This is a genomic window from Dolichospermum sp. LEGE 00246 (genome assembly GCF_015207865.1).
Lineage (GTDB): Bacteria > Cyanobacteriota > Cyanobacteriia > Cyanobacteriales > Nostocaceae > Dolichospermum > Dolichospermum heterosporum.
In genome coordinates this window covers 1-1,602 of the sequence record NZ_JADEWA010000716.1, presented here as the reverse complement: position 1 = coordinate 1,602, position 1,602 = coordinate 1, and the positions used below count along the sequence as shown (strand labels likewise).

The window sequence follows — 1,602 nt, the reverse complement described above, 5'->3', positions numbered from 1 at the left end:
CCCCACCCCCCTGCTTGCCCTCACCCATGAATATTGACAATAAGCACACTATATTACCGATTTTCTATAAAAAATATGAAATTTAGAGCTTGGGCAACTAGAGTTATCCTGATTTTTTTGATGTTAGCTACCCTGATTGTGGCTGTATTTATTGGGGGTGCAAGACAAAAACACAATCAAACAATTGCATCCACTTCAGAGGTGACAACGTGGAATCAGTATTCACCAGGGCAATTACAATCAGCAGTAACTAAGCCAGAAAATAAGCAAAAATTAAGACCATCTCCCACAAAGATGAATAAAATTAATCCTCTATATATAACTACTAGGGATTTTGCTAATTATAGACCTAAGTTTGCCCAGGTTAAGGTTGATCCTAGCAATTATGGCGATCGCTATACAGCAGATATTAATGGTGTCCCGTTTAATAATCAAGCCATTATTGTCCTTCATGAAACTACTAATTCTACTTCTAGTGCCATTAATTTTTTTCAAACACGCCATGATGATGAAAATGTTCAAGCCAGTTATCATGCCATAATTGCCTTAGATGGACAGGTGATTTATTTAGTACCTCCAGAAAAACGCGCTTTTGGTGCTGGTAATTCGGTATTTAAAGGTGCTAATGGGGTGGAAACTGTGCGAACTAATCCCAATTTACCCCCATCTGTCAATAATTTTGCCTATCATGTATCCCTAGAAACCCCTCCAGATGCTTGGGGTAAAAGTAATATAGAATCACATTCAGGATATACAGAGGCTCAATATAATTCTTTAGCTTGGTTAATTGCTCAAAGTCAAGTTCCTGATGAGAGAATTACTACTCATCGTGCTGTAGATGTGGGGAATGGGAAGGTTGATCCTTTGAGTTTTGATGGTGATAAATTTCTCAACAAGTTGCATTCTTTTCGACAGTTACAAACTTTTAATTAGTTCGTAAAACAAAATTCTGATGGTTTACTTTAGTCTAATTTATTACTGCAATGGGCGATTGGAAATCACAGCTACACAGACAAAACCCACCTTCGTGGGTTAAAAACCTTGATTTTTCATTAATCTAAATAGGTTGACTAAACAAACCTACAATAAATATTGTTTGACATCAAGGGAATGGTAGATCCCCGTTATGCAGAAGTTTGGATAAGTAGTATTATTTTGTTAATCAGTGGAAAAGAGTTAATTTTACTGACAAGTGACTACTTATTCAAAGTTTTTTTGTTTTTGTAGTTTATCAATTAGAATATGTACTTTTGTTGATGGTTTAGTACATCCATCTTCGTTGGGATGATTATTTTCTAGTTTAATAGCATGATTAATTGCTTTTTCTTGATTGGATTTGAGTTTTTCATATAGCAATTTATCACTTTTATTATAATTTTCTCCTGGGTTTAAAATACCCTCTTTTCTCATTTCTGATTCTAGCTTTGGACGTAATTCATCATAACTACTAAGAGGACTGGTAGTATAACAACAATGGAGTAAAAACCAAAATTCAAAACAGAGTATTGATGTTATAGATTCAAAATTATATTTTTTTGCTGTGCTGAGAGCTTTTTTATATTTCTCTGGTTTATTATCATCATCAAATATACAAAATACTTG

General features: G+C 34.1%; 2 protein-coding genes. One reads left to right on the top strand and one right to left on the bottom strand.

The window, feature by feature from the left end:
- The first annotated feature begins 75 nt into the window (after positions 1 to 75).
- A complete protein-coding gene (locus tag IQ228_RS25870; RefSeq protein ID WP_027400748.1) occupies positions 76 to 933 on the top strand; it encodes a peptidoglycan recognition family protein in 858 nt (285 codons plus the stop codon).
- Positions 934 to 1,200: 267 nt separating this feature from the next.
- Here the strand turns inward: IQ228_RS25870 and IQ228_RS25865 are convergent.
- Positions 1,201 to 1,602: RloB family protein (locus tag IQ228_RS25865; protein WP_193964983.1), on the bottom strand; the 402-nt coding region annotated here is incomplete at its 5' end.

Coding starts and splice junctions, on each gene's coding strand:
- IQ228_RS25870 (WP_027400748.1), top strand. CDS start 76: ATGAAATTTAGAGCTTGGGCAACTAGAGTTATCCTGATTTTTTTGATG.